This window comes from Chitinophaga polysaccharea, from assembly GCF_007829335.1.
Classification (GTDB): Bacteria; Bacteroidota; Bacteroidia; order Chitinophagales; family Chitinophagaceae; genus Chitinophaga; species Chitinophaga polysaccharea_B.
On the sequence record NZ_VIWO01000005.1, the window covers coordinates 1 to 16,709 of the forward strand.

At 39.6% G+C, this 16,709-nt stretch carries 15 protein-coding genes; 7 read left to right on the forward strand and 8 right to left on the reverse strand.

Annotation, left to right across the window (positions count from 1 at the left end):
- On the reverse strand, window positions 1-1,136 hold a 1,136-nt coding region (locus FHW36_RS16955), incomplete at its 3' end, for a DUF6443 domain-containing protein (RefSeq protein WP_222429110.1).
- Window positions 1,137-1,592: 456 nt separating this feature from the next.
- Between FHW36_RS16955 and FHW36_RS16960 the strand changes: the two genes are divergently transcribed.
- Complete coding sequence (locus FHW36_RS16960; RefSeq protein WP_145670768.1) at window positions 1,593-1,925, forward strand: YegP family protein; 333 nt, start codon at window positions 1,593-1,595, stop codon at window positions 1,923-1,925.
- Window positions 1,926-2,047: 122 nt separating this feature from the next.
- Here the strand turns inward: FHW36_RS16960 and FHW36_RS16965 are convergent, their stop codons facing one another.
- A complete protein-coding gene (locus tag FHW36_RS16965) occupies window positions 2,048-2,395 on the reverse strand; it encodes a helix-turn-helix domain-containing protein (RefSeq protein WP_145670769.1) in 348 nt (115 codons plus the stop codon).
- Between the two features lie 261 nt (window positions 2,396-2,656).
- Here FHW36_RS16965 and FHW36_RS16970 point away from each other — a divergent pair, with 261 nt between their 5' ends.
- The 3 genes from FHW36_RS16970 to FHW36_RS30560 all read left to right on the forward strand — a co-directional run bounded on the left by FHW36_RS16970 (window position 2,657) and on the right by FHW36_RS30560 (window position 3,641).
- Entirely contained in the window at window positions 2,657-2,887 is a 231-nt protein-coding gene (locus tag FHW36_RS16970; RefSeq protein WP_145670770.1) for a SymE family type I addiction module toxin, read from the forward strand.
- Between the two features lie 144 nt (window positions 2,888-3,031).
- Window positions 3,032-3,502: a PIN domain-containing protein gene (locus tag FHW36_RS16975; protein ID WP_145670771.1), complete on the forward strand. Its 471-nt coding sequence runs from the start codon at window positions 3,032-3,034 to the stop codon at window positions 3,500-3,502.
- The gene (locus FHW36_RS30560; RefSeq protein WP_186452495.1) at window positions 3,489-3,641 is read left to right on the forward strand and encodes a hypothetical protein; all 153 of its coding nucleotides are present in this window, start codon (window positions 3,489-3,491) and stop codon (window positions 3,639-3,641) included. The genes FHW36_RS16975 and FHW36_RS30560 overlap by 14 nt, the downstream gene beginning before the upstream one ends.
- Window positions 3,642-4,309: 668 nt before the next feature.
- Here FHW36_RS30560 and FHW36_RS16980 read toward each other — a convergent pair.
- The 4 genes from FHW36_RS16980 to FHW36_RS16995 all read right to left on the reverse strand — a co-directional run bounded on the left by FHW36_RS16980 (window position 4,310) and on the right by FHW36_RS16995 (window position 7,515).
- Entirely contained in the window at window positions 4,310-4,945 is a 636-nt protein-coding gene (locus FHW36_RS16980) for a P-loop NTPase family protein (protein WP_145671195.1), read from the reverse strand.
- Entirely contained in the window at window positions 4,914-5,813 is a 900-nt protein-coding gene (locus tag FHW36_RS16985) for a hypothetical protein (protein ID WP_145670772.1), read from the reverse strand. The genes FHW36_RS16980 and FHW36_RS16985 overlap by 32 nt, the downstream gene beginning before the upstream one ends.
- Window positions 5,813-6,097, reverse strand: coding sequence for a helix-turn-helix domain-containing protein (locus tag FHW36_RS16990; protein WP_145670773.1), 285 nt, complete (start codon window positions 6,095-6,097; stop codon window positions 5,813-5,815). Before FHW36_RS16990 ends, FHW36_RS16985 begins: the two co-directional genes overlap by 1 nt.
- Window positions 6,098-6,261: 164 nt before the next feature.
- Window positions 6,262-7,515 carry a hypothetical protein gene (locus FHW36_RS16995; protein WP_145670774.1) on the reverse strand — a complete coding sequence of 418 codons (1,254 nt, stop codon included), beginning with the start codon at window positions 7,513-7,515 and terminating at the stop codon, window positions 6,262-6,264.
- 836 nt (window positions 7,516-8,351) lie between these two features.
- On the opposite strand from FHW36_RS16995, the gene FHW36_RS17000 reads away from it, so the two are divergent.
- From FHW36_RS17000 to FHW36_RS17010, 3 genes are all read left to right on the forward strand, one after another.
- Complete coding sequence (locus FHW36_RS17000; protein WP_145670775.1) at window positions 8,352-8,921, forward strand: hypothetical protein; 570 nt, start codon at window positions 8,352-8,354, stop codon at window positions 8,919-8,921.
- Window positions 8,922-9,077: 156 nt separating this feature from the next.
- Window positions 9,078-9,350 carry a hypothetical protein gene (locus FHW36_RS17005; protein WP_145670776.1) on the forward strand — a complete coding sequence of 91 codons (273 nt, stop codon included), beginning with the start codon at window positions 9,078-9,080 and terminating at the stop codon, window positions 9,348-9,350.
- A gap of 103 nt (window positions 9,351-9,453) precedes the next feature.
- Window positions 9,454-10,917 (forward strand): TlpA family protein disulfide reductase, encoded by a 1,464-nt coding sequence (locus FHW36_RS17010; protein WP_145670777.1) that lies wholly within the window; start codon window positions 9,454-9,456, stop codon window positions 10,915-10,917.
- Between the two features lie 562 nt (window positions 10,918-11,479).
- On the opposite strand, the gene FHW36_RS31070 is transcribed toward FHW36_RS17010, so the two are convergent.
- Both FHW36_RS31070 and FHW36_RS17020 read right to left on the reverse strand, forming a co-directional pair.
- Window positions 11,480-11,716 (reverse strand): 2OG-Fe(II) oxygenase, encoded by a 237-nt coding sequence (locus FHW36_RS31070; RefSeq protein WP_394349219.1) that lies wholly within the window; start codon window positions 11,714-11,716, stop codon window positions 11,480-11,482.
- Between the two features lie 291 nt (window positions 11,717-12,007).
- Window positions 12,008-16,585, reverse strand: coding sequence for an ATP-binding protein (locus FHW36_RS17020; RefSeq protein WP_145670779.1), 4,578 nt, complete (start codon window positions 16,583-16,585; stop codon window positions 12,008-12,010).
- Window positions 16,586-16,709: the final 124 nt, after the last annotated feature.

Below are 16,709 nucleotides of genomic sequence, written 5' to 3' on the forward strand. Positions count from 1 at the left end.
TTATATAAAGCAGTCATTACCGGCCGGTTTAACCCATCGTAAAAAGTTGCCAGCCAGTTTTTTCCTTTCATATTACCATCACGGCTAAACGCTAATCTGTCCCGGACATCGTATACCATCTCTGTAGAGTCGGCGCCCGGTACTTTTTTTACCATCATCCGGTTGCGGCCATCGTAGCGGTAAATAAAGCAAAGCTCTCCTGCTACGGCGGTGCTAATCACCCAGCCACTGGAAAGAGCCACTTCCACTGCTTTGGGAGGAATCACAAAACGAAGGTTGCCTAAGTCATCATAAGCATAGTACGTACACAACCATCCCATATGCCCGGTACCAGGCGTGACAGATAATTGTACTTTCTTGAGCACCACCCGGTTTTCTTTGTCTTTGTACTCCACTACCTGGTTGCTGGCTTCATCGATAGTTACATTCTTATACAACTGACCCGCGGCATATATGCGACCGGCGGCACTGGTAGGTATTACCTGGCCGTTTGTAAAGTCCCATATTCTTACAGAATCGCCGGCGACATTCACCAGATACTGGCTCTCTACGTACTTATTTCCACCCCGTTCTACGCCGGCAGGATTGTTCTTTGCCCAGCTGGCGCCAGGAGCATAGGTTTTCAATACCCGGTTTAAAGGCGAGGCCTCGAAATCAATATTACTGTAATGTACTTTTTCACCCGGCGTTTGTGATAAGTAAAAAGTGTTTTGTGCATTAAACGGATCAGTTTTAAACTTTCCATCGGCCGTTCCGGGAGCTGCATAAGGCAGGTACTTCTGTTGTTCCCTGCCGAAAGCATCGTATATCACCGGCGCTACCAGGTCCTTACCACCCGGACTGACGGCTTTGGATACCGTTTGCAATGGTCTGCCCAGTCCATCAAAGTATTGGGTAGTTTGCCGCACCTGGTCTACCGTACGCACAGTAGCCGCAACATAGGCAGTATCCGTAGTGGCTACCGCAGGCTCCCAGGTGCGGACATAATTAATCGTTGTATTCGTATAAGCTCCTGGCACGGTAACCGGAGTTGCCAATGGACGAGTTGTGGCGACTGGTGTTTGGGCAACCAGACGGCTACCATGTAATAGAAGTGCCAGTATATAGCTATTTATTAGTAGTATACTTCGTTTCATAGATTTAACTTCCGCATTAAGGACAACAAGCGAAGGGCTCACAGCTATGTATTAATAGGTATATTCCAATAGCTCATAACGACCCTTGAAAATGAAAAAATGATGAATTAACTGGATTGAATAAATCAGCTACAGCCTTTGCCAGTATATAACTGGCGACATGACATAATCAGAGCTGCTGAATGGAACTAACGACAGGGTATTTCTCTTCATAAATATAGAGTACTTCTAAAGGGTTAAAGTACCAAATGCACCAGAATATAACTATTTGGTTACTCTCTATAAATATACATACTATTTATCAAAAATTGACGCCTCTTATTTAATACATTAAGCATGCATATGCCGTAATAATTCGCTTGGCATAAATTTATCTAGTATGGCTTTCACTGCTACAATGTCACAGCCTGTTTTGAAATATTACTTAACTTCAAGGACACCTAAACTCAAACCAATATGGGAAAATTTGTTATCACCAAGGACTCCAAAGGAGAGTTTCGCTTTAAACTCAACGCTGGTAACGGAGAAACTATTCTCGTTAGCGAAGGTTACACCACTAAAGCAAATTGCGAAAACGGCATTGCATCTGTACGCACTAATTCCCAACATGATGAACGATTCGAAAAGAAAACGTCTACTAACGGGAAACCCTATTTCAACTTAAAAGCCACAAATGGCCAGGTAATCGGCACCAGCGAAATGTACGAAAGTGTTTCCGGGCGCGATGGCGGTATTGCTTCCGTTAAAAGTAATGCCCCTACCGCTACTATCGATGACAAAACTGTATAAGACTTTATCATACATGGCCAGATCCTATGTCTGGTCATGTATACTCCCCCAATTACTTCCGGACTGAAGTGCGGTTAACCCTGTGGTTTACGTATAGACCTCGGTTTGTAATACCTGTTTTTTTATTCCATTATAGATTGAATTTTCAGTTTTGCCGTAAAAGCATCAATTACAGCTAAGACATGTTCCCGGTCTTTATATGAAAGCTTTTCAATCTTATTGAAATGTTCTATCAAGGCAGGTGAAATACTGTTTTCTTTCTTATCTACGTTTTGAATGTCCCGGATTAGATAATCTAGTGTACTGTCCAGGGCATCCGCTATTTTAGCCGCAACTTCAATAGAAGGTTTAATGGCATCACGTTCATACTTTCCTACCATATCTCCGGTAGTGCCAATTGCAGCGCCCAGCTGTGCCTGTGTTAATTTTTTTTCTCGTCTTACAAATGTGACTCTTTGTCCAAACGTCATTAGGGTTAATATTTAGATATTAAAAATAGGATTTTAAAGTAAAATGTCAGCCAATAGCAGGCCATATAGCACACGCATAACTATTTATAATAATATAAATCAATTTTCTCATTATCCCTTATTTGATGTTTATATGCCTTTTATGGCACATTAAACTTACAATTTAATGACATAAAAAAATTAAAATACTGCTTATCCGACTTGTTTCAATAAGTTAAATAAGGTATATTTACATCAAATAACAATTAAAAATTCTATCTTATGCAAAGTAAAACAGCTAGAATTCATGCAAGAGGGGGAGAAAGAGCTGATGGCAGAAAAACAGTTCCCTGGTTAAATTTATCGGGAATATGGCTTGAGAAAGCCGGCTTTGATATTGGAGACGGAATATCCATTTCAGTAGCTCCAAACTCTATCACGATTACCGTAACAGAAAAGATCCCTAAACCTCCAAAGCGTGGTTACTGCTTTGATAGTAACGAGGAACTATAAGAATGTATAACCTCTAATACGGACGCCTGGGATTTGAGGGCGGGCCATATTAATTAACAACATTCCCGCCCACAAACACCAGGTAAAAGGTTACCCCAGCTGAGTAAAAAAGAAAACTGTTTGTTAACCATTTAATGTCATTTCATGATACATGTTTATACTGATACATCAGTTGTAGGAGGATGTTTTGACAAGGAATTTAAAGAACACAGTCTTGCCCTTTTTGAAGAGTTTAAAATAGGCTCAAAAAAACTTATCCTTTCTGACCTAGTTAAAATGGAACTCGAACTGGCTAGTGACCTGGTAAATGCAAAAGTAGATGAAGTACCAGGTCGATTTAAAGTTGAAATTAAAAGTACGGTTAAGGCGGCTACACTTGCAGCCACTTACATTGCGCAAGGGGCGTTGAGTAATAAATGCTATAATGACGCGCTGCATATAGCTCTAGCTACGCTTCACCATGCAGATGTGCTAGCCAGTTGGAACTTTAAGCACATTGTTAATTTAGATCGTATCAAATTATATAATTCCATTAACTTGCTGATGGGGTACCGTTCAATTGAGATCAGAACTCCCCGCGAAATTTTAAAACCATATAGCCATGAAAAAAAATAAAAGCTACGATGCTGTAGCAGAAGCACGAAAGATCAAGGAAAAATTAAGCGTGAAGTATTGGGGCCATCCAGACCAGTTAATGAAAGACCTGAAAGCCGTAAGAAAAAGATATAGCCTGCGACTAAAAGCGGCAAAATAACCCACTCCCGGTACAGATATTTTCTCACTGTACAATCGTCCACCTCAATATTTAATAATGCCCAACTGACAACCCACGGTTGTTGTCAGCATGTGCTACTTATTTCGACTCAACATGGTATTCTTATACCTAATGCAACCTGCTATTGCCTGGGGTTGGGGCCGCCGAGGGGATAATTTGATTTAGAGGTAGCCAGGCCTGAAAGGGCTTGTTTTTCCAAAGAAAAGATAATAAAGAGGCCCGGGGAGAGGTGATCCCGGGCCTTTTGTTATGGAGTAAGTTTAATACTACTTACGGTTGCAAAGTACAGGGTGACGACCTGCCGGCAGGCTAATTCCGGAAACTCCTGGCTTACTGCCTCCTGCTCATGCGTGGTAAGCAAGCGGCCGCCGGGGGGCAGCTTTTAAAAGAAAAAAGGAAAAAAAGAAAGCCCTCTCCGCACCCAGCGCTGGCGGATATACCAAAAGGAAACGGAATAAATGCGTGGGTGATACGGTCTGATGGCTTGATGACGCTGGTGCAGGATCAGGTGTTGAGCATATGTTCTGAAGCTTTATGCCGTAGTCTTTTGGTATATCCACCAGGTGCTGGGTAATTTTGCTTTCTTCTTTTTCGCTTTTTCTTTTAAAGGGTGATCTCCATATCTATCATAACCTTGCTAAATAAGATTATTGCCGCTTATCTATTGAGTCGGCATGAAAGGGTAACAAATTAAACATTGCCCTCATCCGGCTACGAAGCCGATTACCATAATGCTCTTCTAATTCCTGGCTATTCAGGTTTGTTGTCACATGGGTAATCATCTTATTGGAGATAAACAGATCATATCGGGATAACAGTATCTCCCCCATTACATTGCAGTTATTTCCCCAGTAGTTCACTGTTTGCTCTACACCCAGGTCATCAAAGCAGTGTACCTTCGGTACATTGGTATACGGGAAAAATGCCTCGGTACTATACCGACTAATAACGTCGTATCCTATTTTGCTGAATTCAAAGCTGATTTGCCGGCAGGATATCATGTGCGGCCGGTATGACTCCGGCGCCAGGGCTCTTATAAGGCTTATCAGGGAGGTTTTACCACAGCCAATTTTACCCGTAAGCAATATGCCTTTATGCAGATCAATTCCCTCCACAGCAGCTATTGCTTCATCTTGCAGGAAGTAGGCCAGCAACTTAATCACCACCGGACGATCCACATCATGGAGCAAGAACTTAGGACCGTAGATAGTTTTTCCATGTTCTTCCAGCTGCCGGAAAAGCAGATAGTAATCATAGGGGCTCCGAATAGCTTTTGTTTTCATTGGTGTGGAGCTTTCCTGCCCCGGTTGATTGGCTGGGATGGTTGTCATGATGTTCCGGTTTGAGTGGGTGAATGTTGAGTATCCATTTGTGGGCGGCTGCCTGCCAGTTGGTGATCAACGTTTTGCCGCCCTGCCGCCAGCCATTGGCCTGGTAGTGATGAAAGAATTTGCCGGCTTCTGTTTCCGGGTACTTACAGACGGTGAAGAGTTCCTGCACCTCGGGCAGCGAAGGAATAAACCGCGCGGCGCCGGGTGTATTTTCCGCGCCGGGTGTATTCGGATCGTGCGGGAGGTTTTCGGTTTTATTTTTATTTTTTTTAGATGGGTGCGTGAGCGTGTTTTCTCCCTCCCGTTTACTATTGTTTATTTGTTTATTAAAGTGGCCCAGTTTGGGGCCTGTATGTGGCCCGGATTTGGACCGTGTTCCGGGCTCAATATTGGGCCTAATATGTGGCCCAGTTTTGAGCGGGTGCTGTGGCTCACTTTTGGGCCTCATATATGCAGCCTCCGGATCTTGAAACAGGAACAGCTGTTCGGGGTGAGGATCAGCAATAAAATCGGCCAGGGGAATGATGGACACATAGCTGGCGGCATACGCTTGCCGGGCCTGTGCGTAGATGATGTAACGGCAATGGTCCAGGTGCTTCAGGCAACGTACATAAGTGCTCCGGGAGCCGATGCAGGAAAGGCTCATGACTTCTTCGCGCAGGATGGGAAAGGGATTCTGGAAACGGTGATAGTTCCAGACCTGGAACAATGCCAGGTAAAGGCTTACATGATTGGCCTGTAAGCGGTTTTCTTTCCGCACCTGTGCGAAGAAAGCATTGAGGTGCCTGATATAGTTAGTGTGAGCTGATGGCGCCGACATCAGGAACGCTTAACAGGTTTCTGATTACCTTCCATCAGTTTGAGGATATCATCGTAATCGTAGTAGATTAAGCCGCCGATTCTAGTAAAGGACAAAGTACCATTGACACGCATATTTTGAAGAGTGCCGGGAGAAAGACCTAACATTTCACGGACTTCATATGTTTTAATCCATTTCTTGGGTTGGATGGTTGGGGCATTGAAATTGATCAATTCCCTCAGCTCCTGAAATAATTCAGCTTTGAAGGCTGCCAGGTCTTCGCGGGTTAGGATTTCTACTGTCATAAGATTTTCGGTTGTTTGTTATGCAACAAAAGAAAAAATATTACTTATGCAGGAACAGTCACAGGGGTGACAGTATCCCCTGTAACTGTTTGACTATTAGGAAGAAGAATTTGGTATAATTATTTTCTCAATATTATTGTTACCGTCTTATAATGAAAACAATATTATTGCAGGAGATAATTCATTACCAGGAAGGCGACCATGCCCGGCCCCTTATGTGACAGGTTGGCCAGCTGCATCAGGATATCCTGAACAGACCTGGATACAGCAGCATTGTCTTTATAGAAATTGGTACGCAGACTACCAGGCGATACACTGTCTTGCTTAACGGAAGTAAAGAAATAGGAAAAGAACTCCAGTACTTCGGACCTGTTTTTATTCAGATAAAGACCACTATCCAACAGGAGTTTGAGAATATGGCCCAACTGGGGAACGGAAAAAATGGTTTGTATTTTAAAGCCCTTCCAACGTATCAATTCATCCGGTAAATAGGCGCCGCCGTTAGCTGTACTGACCTCCTTGTAGTAGGTAATTTCTTCTGCCAGCCAAGCCTGCATTTTGTTTTGGAGCAAAGGCCTCATAGTATTAAATGCTAAAGCCGGTTTCAATACCGCCTGGCTTATCTCCTTTTGCAGATACATTAAGCGCTCCAGCTTTTCACGGATGGTATGATGGTTGGTAAGCGCTGTGGTGATCATGTTACGCCAGTATTCAAAATAATGAATGCTATTAAAGTTGATAAACAATAACAATTCATGCAGTTTCTCCGGAAAATGGTCGCTACCACCACTGGCATCGAGCAACTGGAACAGCCGTTTATTCATTTCAGTTAGATAATGTAGCTGACGATAAGTAAGCCTGGAATTGATATGGTTGCCCTTTGACAGCTCAAGGAACGGCATTCCTATAATGCTTTGTAATTGCTCATCGACGCCGGAGACAACAAGACCTTCGTTTAATAACGCGATGTCTTGCTGGAATTTCAGTCGCGCTTTAACCTGGTAGGAGGCTGGAACACAACAATCGATATCCAGGTATCGCTCAAATTTTTGCTCAATATAGGAAAGCAACTCCCCAAGGTTGTGGTAAATAACCTGGTAAAGATTGGGCCAAGTGTATTCAAGACATGGCACGTGGACCTGGAGGAGACTATCTGCCGGCAGATGAGCTGCTAACTGGTTCATTAAATTGACCAGGTGCTGTTGGCTATGCTGGATAAACCAACCTACCTGTTTCTCTTTCCGGAGTTCGTACAAGTATCTGCCGATGCGTTCGAGAATGTTGTTTTTCTCATTGGCGACTTTAGTTACCAGCTGCGTAAATAGCTCTTCATCTGGTTGTTTTTGTATGTGCGCCATTTGGGGCAGATCAACTTGAATGAGTTTTTCAAAAAAGGATAATGGGTAAAATTGTTGCATATGGGAGTTTTTAGTAAGCGTGCGGATAGCTGTTTTGGTTGCTTAATGGTTGTTCATATATCACGTGGTCGGGGTTACGACGCAGCAGGTATCAATAAGGGCTGCAAGAAAAGAATTTGTGCAGAAAATAAGTGTTAATGAATTGTTATTCAAACGCTTATAACAAGACCTTGCTTTATGGTGGGGTAAATGTCTGCGTAAGCAAGACCGTTAGCGCGTTTCTAATACCCTGGTTAATTGTGTAACATTCTTACGGCGATAATATTTAAAAAAGAGACTATAAAATATATTGTGCAAGCAGTTGCTTAACTGTTTACACAATATATTTTATAGTCTCTAACCATATTTGATCTCCCCTCCTTCAAAGTGCCCTACTTCTTACCTATAAAACTTGTTTGTACCTGGGATCTCTTAGTTTAAAAGATGGAAAAAATGAAAACGTCATATATAGATCCATGAGTGTTTGCTGGTCAATAGCCTGGAGATCAGCAGCCTTTAACTTATCGCCTTCCCCTGCCTTCCAGGCGCTTTCCCAAAACAAAGCCAGGTTCAGGCATGATGCCCTAAGATACACAGTAGCGATATCATTCCTAGTATTCCAGATTAACTTTATATATGCCCTGCTGTTAGCCGAGTCTGGCCTCTTTACAGATATGGACCCCGATGGGATCAAAAAAGCATCGATAAAGGTCAGGTTTGTGGTAGTTTAAGACATTGCCTATATTTATCTTCATCTGAGAGCTATGTCAAAAACCCATAACCCGAATTATATAACGTAGCTACAGAATTAGTTTTATTATTCTAAACCCTCATCATCCTTCTAATCTCCCGACGTTATGCAACTTTTACTGTCAGCCCGCCGTTCATCAAAAGAAAGCAAGCGCAATAAAGCCGAACTACAACGCCTTAAACATAAGCCACAGATTTTTGGAATCTTACCGGAAAAACAAAAGCAGGTAACAACAAGTACTGAAGGATTAGGTATCAGGTTAGGCAACTCGAATGCTACTCATAAAATAATAAATGTCTGCAACTCCTACTGTGACTCCTATGCTAAGGCGCATCCACCCATAGAAGAGCTGTTGCATACTAACCAGAATGTACAGGTACAAATCATATTTGTTGCCACCACGGAAACAGGCGATAGAAGGACTGCCCCCGTTAGACATCTATTGGCCATTGCTGACAAGGGTATAGAATCACTAACCCGCCAGGCACTGGATGACTGGTATTCAGCTGACAAAAGGGATTATGAAGCTTTTACAGCTAAATATCCTATGAATGAGGAGTTGGAGCAACAAAATACTAAAATAGAAGGAATGCTTGCATGTACAAGCACCTGGATGTTGCTTGTACACCTACATTTTTTGTTAACGGCTATCAATTACCAGACATATATAATGTAAGTGATTTAAAATATTTCCTTTCCGCATAGGCAGGCAGAAAGGGAATTGCCTATTATACCCGTGGCTATCGGTTGCAAACGATAACCAATTGCTAAGCCTCAATGCTACTGGGCTTTAAATAAGGAGCAGCTATATTCCAAACCTAAATTTTAAATTATGAAAAAGTTAAAATTAAAGACCTTGGGACTGGGTATTGACGAAGTTCTTACCCGCGAGCAATTAAAAAATGTTTTAGGAGGTAGTGGCAGCTCCGGTTCTGGAGATAAAATCAATTGCAATGTATATGGAACCACAGGTGATGGTACTCCTTACGATTTCACCGGACCTTGCGCGAGTTTAGATCCGGCATCATGTAACAGTTACGCGCAAGCACAGTGTGATGCATATATGACCAACCAGGGTGGAACCTGTAACTGGGGCTGTTTCTGATTTTCAGGTATATTATTCCATGGTGTACCTGGGATGTAACATTAGCCCGGGTACACTATTTTATCACTGAACAGTGTGTCTGTTTTTTTATAATCATTTTCTTATGAGTAATCCTTTTAAAATATTACTACTTCTATTGCTTTCTATCAGCTGTTATAACCTTGCTAAAGGCACTGTATCATCAAAAAAAGAGCACCAGGAAAATACACCACGGCATGGCGTAGATTCAGTTATAATATTATTTCATCTATCTCCAGGAGAAATAGCGCACTTTTTCTATCAGGATGACTATAACGATCTATTTAGGGCTACTCAAAGAACCGATGATTCCGGTTATCTCAGGATGGCATTGTATATACCCCATAACTTAGTAATAACGTTTACAAATCTAATGACTGTATATCCGGCACTTGTTATTCCAGGTGACAGCCTGATTGTACGTAAATTATATCAAAATGATCAGACCAGTTATGAATTTCAAAGTACTAAACATATTTACGCCAACTTTCTTAACGAATTGGAAAAAAAATATGGATTTTTCTATGGGTCTTTGCAGCTTTCACCGGATATGAATATTGAATACTATCTTAAAGAGATCAAAAATAGGAATGCTCAGAGATTACAATTGCTAAGAGAATACGGGAGAATAGATACTACGGGTAGTAGTCTGGCATCGTATTTACGGAAAGAAATAAGATCAGTATATATAATGGACTTCTGCGCGCCATACTATACGAAGAATTTTAATTATCGGGAGAAAGTTCCTCCTGAATACACTAATGAGTTGGGCACTTTACTGAATGAATTGAACTGCGATACATGTGTTACCTCGCCGAAATATCGCTTGGCAATAAGAAACTATCTATTGTATCTCACCAGAGATTCATTATCTGGAAATAATGAATTCACTACTATGTTTAGAAATGCATATTCCAGTTTTACGGGAAAAAGCAGGGATGTTGCGCTTTTCATAACGATGAAAAGCTACCTCGAAAAAGATAATTCTGAGGCGATCAGCCACCTCCCCTATTTTGATACGAAATGCGTGAATACTGGATACCGACGCTATATTGATAGCTTAGTAAAAAGAGAAAGCAGGGCATTGGATAGCACTGAAGGCTCAAATTCAATGTTAAGCGACCTGACGGGAATAACCATTCCATTTAAGTCCATCATATCAGAACAGAAAGGAAAAATAGTGCTATTGGACTTTTGGGCAAGTTGGTGCGGTCCCTGCCGCGCAGAAACACCAGCCATGAAAGCCCTCATTGAAAAATATCAGAAAGAAGATTTGACGGTAATATTTATTTCAATTGACGACAACAAAGATAAATGGGCTACGGCTGTAGATCAATTAGGTATTAAAACGGCAGGCAAACATTATCTCCTGGATTCAAAACAGCCATTATGTAGGCTAGTTGGCATTCCTCCCATTCCAAGATATATTTTAATTGATCAATCTGGAAGGATTACTGCCTTTAATGCACCAAGACCCAGTGAATCAGAACTAAGTCTGAAAATAGAAAAACTATTACACAATAACAGTATCAAAATAACAGCGAAATAAATCAATATATAGCCCTTACCAGGAAATATCACTAACTGATTCAGCATATTTTTCTCTGTTAAACTCGAGTAATATCGAAGAAACAATAGCCTTACATGTTCCGTAGCTCAAAAGAAAGAACAGCTATGTTAATCTAAATCTATAAAAATGAAAAAGTTAAAATTATACCCATCTATCATCATTATAGTAATTTCTCTGAAATGACATTGCTTTCCGGAGTAGCTATTAAGACAGAGGCATCATCGGAAATTACCAATGTAGTATGCCAATATTCACGGACCTAAGTTTTAAAGAAATAGTATTCAAACATGACTTTTCAGGGTACAGTAATATGTATCGGCTTTTTAATACACAATACAAATTTCCGTTGAGCCATATCTCAAGGCTGCTTAATTTTATATGATCAATGAAAATATTCCTCCAAAACAATATTTGTGATATTACAACCCCTTTCCATGATATCAAAGCCAGGATAAGGCATCTTTTTTTTGAATTATGTGATCGATTAAAACGAATGGTATGAATCAGGGCAAAAGCATATGAACATATCCAAGATATTTTCTTACATCACTAATCGGAGGTGAGCTTGATACGAAAAATCAGTAGTATTAAACAACGCCAGTCTGTTAAAAAGGGGAAGAATTTTCATTTTGTATGATTTCATTTCCTTATCCTGCAATTCAAAGTTTCCACCATTGGACGGATCTAAATTCTCGTTCAGATATACTAACAGATAAATTCTTTTGTCCAGCTTCATAAAAGAATGTCTATTAAAATCGGCATGTATTAAGGAAGCCACCTGGCTGCGGCCATCTATAGGTATTTCCGTTTATACTAAACCGAAAGATCAAACCGAAAAGAGCCACAACAAACAAAGCCCTTTCACTCATTGAATTAAAGAAAAGCCAATTAATCATCGAGAGCCAGGCAGTAGGTGCTGGCTTTATCCCGCCGCATAAATTCAAAGCGAATTTCCTGGATTATTATGAGGAATATGTAAAAAAAACACAAGTGTAAAGGCATGACGATCGTCACCTAGATCATTCAGGATTTTGATACCAAACTGACACACCAGCTCACAAATATCATATTATCCAATCTCCTCCAGGACCGCCTCTACATTTTCACCAAATCTAAAATCCTTTAATGTAGTATCCAGAGATGTTAGCAGCCTATTTCTAGCAGTTCTACTTTGCATGTCATTCAGTTTGATAGTATTAAAAGCTGCTACAACAAATTTCACAGCATTCTCCTGTCCTCTAAAAAAGTTCATGTCTTGACCTTGTCCCAGACTGCGTTCTATACAAAGGTTGAACAATTCAACACATTTAAATGGAGATCTAGCACATTGCTCAGTTAAATAATCAAGGAGATCATTACTAAATGTAAAATTAGGCATATCAATAAATTGCCTAATAACATCTTCAATTTCATCAATCGGAATATGATCTATATTAAAAAGACTAATTCTTGCCTCTTCCTTTTGTACTAATGCAGCTTTATTCATTAAAATCAGTAAAATACGATGTGACTTGTTAGGAAACAAAAGGTAGTTTTCGGTAACATGATACAACATCCTATTTAACACATCTGGAAATTTGTCAATAAATGTATCTAGTAAGTCCTCTGAATCACTCTCATCATAAAGATAAGCACGATAGAGAATAGGAAATAAATCTTCTTGTTCGTCTTTACTAATCTCAGCCAATGCTGTAATACTTCCAATTGCTTTCTTTACTTTATCAAACGCATGTGCGCTAATATACGACAATGACCAAAGAGCAGAAACCTGAACCCTTGCACTTTGTTCTTTGTTAAAATGATCGACGAATACCCTACATGTCCTTTCAAGGTTTAAATTCATTAAATAAGCAAATTTAAAATACATGCAAGCACGTTTCCTCTCTCCACCGGTTTCAAGTATTTTCTCAACTATACTGAATAATAGATCTTCATATCTTTTGTCCACTACATGCACTAATGCTATAATGGCTGCACCAGGAATAGAATTAACCCCCTCCTCCAATAGCTTCATTTTTTGTGACGGCTCAGTATTATAAATATTCCGTGGAGTATCCTCTATCTCTCTTTCAGCAAATGAGATCAATAAATTTAGCACCTCAATATCAACAACCTCTCCCGAAATCAAATATCCAGCAACGGTGATTAAAAGCCGCTCCTGCCCTGATAATTCTTCAGTCCGCTCTTTAACGACCCGCTTAAACAATGGAAGTATGATAGCTCTCTCTACATTCGCCTCAGTTAGTCCCAACAATCCCATAATTATATAGTCAATATGAATGCTGTTATCCCCTATACTAGCTGCAATCACTAAAACCACTACATTATTAGGGTTCTCCTTAATGCAATTTCTGAATGCCTGAGCGTGTTGGTATAGTCCTCCTTTCAAAAAATCGCTCCTTTTATAGTCGGAATGCTCTCTTTCTTTGTTATATCTCTTAAAAGACTTCAACCACTGTTTCGCCCCCATTTTCTTATAAGCACTTTCCTTCAGTGGATTCCGAACCATTCCTCCATGGGGCAACGGCAAAATGGTGTCAGGATCTACTCCAAATTTTCTGTTTAGTTCCAAGAAATCTCTTCTTAGCTTCAAATCACTATCAATGACTGCCTGCGGAAATTTTTGCAACAGTGCATGTTTACATTCCCCAAATATCTTGTAACGGTGGTTTCTGTCTTTCATTAGCTGTATTTCTTCCTGTACAATGAGATATTTTACAGCATTAATTACATACAGTTGCTCTTGTTCTCCCCACATGGAAAATGTTAACTGAAGAAGTGCTCTAAATTCACGATCAAAATTCCTTTCAAATCGCAGATTCCTGAAAGCATGAAGATGCCTAAACAACTCGTATATTTCATGGTGAAAAACCTGTTCATTAGTGGTAAGGCTGTAGACTAATAATCTCAAGATAAAAGTATGCACAGAGTTCCCAAACCTCTTTAAAAACAAAACAAATTCGGGAGCACTTCTTCCTGCTGCGGTACGCAAGCAACCTCCAAGAAGCCAATAAATATATTCGATACCTGAACGTTGTTCAGAATTCCAGTTTACTTTATCAAACTTCCACTCTAGACTAAAAAGTTTAGTATCATTTGGCTTATCTCCCAAATAACTCACAAAAACATCCGTAAGAAAATTTATCATTTTCTCCGGAATCTTTTCAGATAGTATACTTAGGACCTTTTTCTCGTCCCGGCTAACGGATTCTTGCAATTCGTCATCTAAATCAATTTCCAGCCTAATTCTACTCAGTGCTTGATGGGGGGCTGTTTCTGACATCTGCTCTAATATATGCTGATACACAATAGGGTCCTTGTCTTCCAATTCTTTGCACTTTTCTAATAAAATATGTAATCTAGGGTCTTTCCAGCTATCTATCCTAAAAAGTACTTCCCAAATAAAATAATTGTCATTGACTCTCATTAGAAAATCCCATCCAACAGAATTATCTCGCTCTATATGATATCGGATTAAATTAACCACCTGAAACCATTTAAATCGTTCATTTCTCTGCTGAAGCCCTAACGCACGTACATCTATCTTACGCCAAGGCATATCATCAGCTATCTCCAGGTACGCCAACAAGTTATTGCGTATCAGAAAAATTAGCCATGGGGTTGATCGACAATGCTTAACCAATAAGATTTCAAGTTCTATGGATGAGGAGATTGCATTAAGAACTATACGATATTCTTCCTCAAACGGTTCGTCTATATAGGCTAATATAGACATTAGCAAATGCTTAATGTGGAAGCAGATCTCATTATCCTCAAAAAGACATTTAATAACATCAAAATAGCTTTTAGGATCGAAGTCGCGTAAATAGCTTAAAATCATCTTTATCGCTGATCGGACATGTATGGATTGATCTTGTTGTTTAATATATTCGACCAAGTTTTCACCGTCCTCAATAAATCTTTTAGCAAAAACGTAATCATAGAAAGTTTGATGAAAAAACTGAACTTGTTGCCTATCTCTAGTAATTAAATGTTCGCTCTCCAAATATAAAACCTCTCTATTATAATCATCTAGCAAATGATCGCCTATGGTTATCTGTTGTTTCTCAAACATACATTTCACCATAAAAAATGCCACCTTTTTCACATCTTTTCCAGAAAGGTTTGATAAAGATGATATATTACTCACTTTTTGTTTCCAAAGGGCTGAATATAAACTCTGTAAACTTGTAAAACCAAAATCTGTTTCACCGGCTGCAACAATCTTCGAAAAGACATTCAAATTATTAGGAATTCGCAATAACTCAATCAGCCGACTAGAAACCTGTAACTTTGATACACCTAACCGTTCGAGATGACTCAATACCTGGTCATCGCTTAAACTACGCACATCTATAGTTTTTGATCCTTTATAATAATTCAAGGATGGATCAAAGTGAAGATCAAATGTTCTGATTGAAATAATGATCCTTATATTTTCATCATGTGTGTAGTTATCGATAAGAGACTTAAATGTATTGATGTACTCTCTATTTGAAGACAATGCCTGCGACAACGCATCAATTTGATCAAATATTAAAATAGTTTTGCTATACTGCTGTTTACATTGCTCTATGAAATCATATACTGGAATAGAGAGACCTATTTTCTGCTGCAAATCGGACATATTTGATGCATATAGCTTATCAGCTTTTAATGCAAGAGTGGCGATCCCTTCTCTTTCCAATTTATCATATAGATCCTTTAATATCGTTGTTTTTCCTATGCCTGCATTTCCCGCCAAAAGGCAGATATTTAGATCTCGGCCCTCTTTATCCTTCACCACGTCATTTTTTACCCACATCAACAGTTCTTCGGTTTCGATTCGCTCGATATGGGAATCGGGAATATCTGCGAAGACATTCTTTTCAAATCTCAAACTTGAAGATCCTCGCTGTAATTCGGCCTTAAGCTTGTTGTTATCGAGGTTCTTGTTAAAATGTCCATCAAATTTCTCTTCAAATCTCTGTATTGCGCTATTATCGGTGACAACTCGAACACTAAAAAAATTTTGAATAATGTCGGAAGAATCGTCATTAGATAACATGACGTCCATGTCTACCGGAAATATTTTTCTTATCTTGATCTTCAATAGAATAGCCAATACTTTAGGCCTGACCAGAACTGGATCTAAATGGGAAAGCCGTTTAAAACTATTTATATTTTGAGTAATCCAGCTATTCAGATCACTTTCCTCCTCTATCAATTCGCTAAACTGATCTATAAATTCAGTACACTTCTGTACAAAGCCGGTCGAAACGGCAATATAATAGGTAAAATCATCCAGATCAGAAATTAACTTTTCATCTTGTGTTCGGTGCAAAGCGAACTTAGTAATCTCCAGGCCAAAGTCACTTTTACTCAGGCTATTTTTGTGCTTTTTGCATTGAATTACCCCTCTATTCCTTCCTTGTTTAAGCAAAACACTGTCTCGCCCTTTTTCTCCAACACCCTGCATTAATGATATTGTGTCAAACTCCGGTAGCTCTCCTTTTTCGATACGTCTTTTATACAAGCTATAGACCAATTCTTCGAATCTTCTATCATCAGCTAAGTCATTATAGGAAAAAGATTTATTAGCTATTGGCGCTAGCTTTTCAACACTCATATCTGACATGCCCTTATTTGCTTTTTCTCTCTTTGCCATCAATATTGCAATTTAAACAACCCCATCCCACGTTCATTTGACTAATGAGAATGTTACAGGATCAACTTTTCTGCTAATCTCAATGTCTGCTCCTAATACTCTATTAAATATTTAATGATACAAA

What these genes read in the sequence shown, in the direction of transcription:
- FHW36_RS16995 (WP_145670774.1), bottom strand. Translation starts at nt 7,515, where the DNA reads ATGCAACAATTTTACCCATTATCCTTTTTTGAAAAACTCATTCAAGTT.
- FHW36_RS17005 (WP_145670776.1), top strand. Translation starts at nt 9,078, where the DNA reads ATGAAAAAGTTAAAATTAAAGACCTTGGGACTGGGTATTGACGAAGTT.
- FHW36_RS16990 (WP_145670773.1), bottom strand. Translation starts at nt 6,097, where the DNA reads ATGACAGTAGAAATCCTAACCCGCGAAGACCTGGCAGCCTTCAAAGCT.
- FHW36_RS17000 (WP_145670775.1), top strand. Translation starts at nt 8,352, where the DNA reads ATGCAACTTTTACTGTCAGCCCGCCGTTCATCAAAAGAAAGCAAGCGC.
- FHW36_RS16985 (WP_145670772.1), bottom strand. Translation starts at nt 5,813, where the DNA reads ATGTCGGCGCCATCAGCTCACACTAACTATATCAGGCACCTCAATGCT.
- FHW36_RS16980 (WP_145671195.1), bottom strand. Translation starts at nt 4,945, where the DNA reads ATGAAAACAAAAGCTATTCGGAGCCCCTATGATTACTATCTGCTTTTC.
- FHW36_RS30560 (WP_186452495.1), top strand. Translation starts at nt 3,489, where the DNA reads ATGAAAAAAAATAAAAGCTACGATGCTGTAGCAGAAGCACGAAAGATC.
- FHW36_RS17010 (WP_145670777.1), top strand. Translation starts at nt 9,454, where the DNA reads ATGAGTAATCCTTTTAAAATATTACTACTTCTATTGCTTTCTATCAGC.
- FHW36_RS16975 (WP_145670771.1), top strand. Translation starts at nt 3,032, where the DNA reads ATGATACATGTTTATACTGATACATCAGTTGTAGGAGGATGTTTTGAC.
- FHW36_RS16970 (WP_145670770.1), top strand. Translation starts at nt 2,657, where the DNA reads ATGCAAAGTAAAACAGCTAGAATTCATGCAAGAGGGGGAGAAAGAGCT.
- FHW36_RS17020 (WP_145670779.1), bottom strand. Translation starts at nt 16,585, where the DNA reads ATGGCAAAGAGAGAAAAAGCAAATAAGGGCATGTCAGATATGAGTGTT.
- FHW36_RS16965 (WP_145670769.1), bottom strand. Translation starts at nt 2,395, where the DNA reads ATGACGTTTGGACAAAGAGTCACATTTGTAAGACGAGAAAAAAAATTA.
- FHW36_RS16960 (WP_145670768.1), top strand. Translation starts at nt 1,593, where the DNA reads ATGGGAAAATTTGTTATCACCAAGGACTCCAAAGGAGAGTTTCGCTTT.